Source organism: Candidatus Gracilibacteria bacterium (genome assembly GCA_010119145.1).
GTDB lineage: Bacteria > Patescibacteriota > Gracilibacteria > BD1-5 > UBA6164 > JAACSU01.
On the sequence record JAACSU010000035.1, the window covers coordinates 1 to 1,031 of the forward strand.

At 31.3% G+C, this 1,031-nt stretch carries 2 protein-coding genes; one reads left to right on the plus strand and one right to left on the minus strand.

All coding sequences use genetic code 25. From position 1 onward, the window contains the following. Positions 1 to 142: 142 nt before the first annotated feature. Positions 143 to 808, minus strand: coding sequence for a hypothetical protein (locus GW846_06620; GenBank protein NDK10418.1), 666 nt, complete (start codon positions 806 to 808; stop codon positions 143 to 145). Here GW846_06620 and GW846_06625 point away from each other — a divergent pair. Next, positions 792 to 977: a hypothetical protein gene (locus GW846_06625; protein NDK10419.1), complete on the plus strand. Its 186-nt coding sequence runs from the start codon at positions 792 to 794 to the stop codon at positions 975 to 977. The genes GW846_06620 and GW846_06625 overlap by 17 nt on opposite strands. The last annotated feature ends 54 nt before the right edge of the window (positions 978 to 1,031 follow it).

The following is a 1,031-nucleotide window of genomic DNA, read 5'->3' on the forward strand; positions in this document are numbered from 1 at the left end:
TTTTATTTATCTCATCTGTAATATTATAAACATCACAAAATCCAAGGGTTAAAATTTTTATTTCTTCTTGATAAATCATATAACCTTACCAGCCTTACCAGGTTCGACCTGGTACTACTGGTACTACCTGGTACTACTAGTACTACTCAAGAATTAAATCTCCTAAAATCTGTTCGCTATCCACGGCGTAATCCTCTACAAAATCTTGATAAGATTTTTTATCTTTAAAATATTCCACCATTTCGTCTTTATAAATCCAGCATGTATTTTTTTTACCTAAATAGTCCTGATAGCTAGAATACGGATATTCTCTTAATTTTTTAAACTTGTCTTTACAATTTTGAGAAAGTTTCAAAATATTAATGTGGATATAACGAGAAAGATGCAAAAAATAATCCTCTTTTTTTACCAAAACAGCCTTATATGTCCCTTGAAAAAGTCCACCCACCCGTTTATATTTTTCGTTGAAGTATCTGGTATAAGCATTAGTCAAACGTCTCATAAATTCAACAATTGCTCTATCCGTTAACTGTTTTATCATTAAATGGAAGTGATTCGGCATCAAACAATAACAAAACAGCTTGATTTCTTTATAAAGAGAAATTTTTGGGATATTTCGCTTCAATCCAGTAGGAAGATTAGGAAGATTTTTTATTAATTCTGGTGGACTGAGATAACTTTTGAGATAATACAAAAATACTTTATAATCTTGTTCATCAAGAAAAACAACTCGCTCTTCTACGCCACGGTTATAGACATGATAAATTCCGTCTTTGATATAAATTTTAACTATGTTTTTTGAAGGCATATCATCTTATACCAGTCTACCAGGTCTACCAGGTTCCACCTTACAACACTTACAACAAGTAATAAATTATTTTTCCCTCATTGAAGAAGGCGGCACACAAATAGTCTTGCCTGATACTTGGCTTGAAAAATCGGATTTATTAGTTCCACTTGTACTAATGGTACGATAATAATAATTAACATCGGGAATAACTTTCCTGTCCGGATAAATACAAGTTTTATTA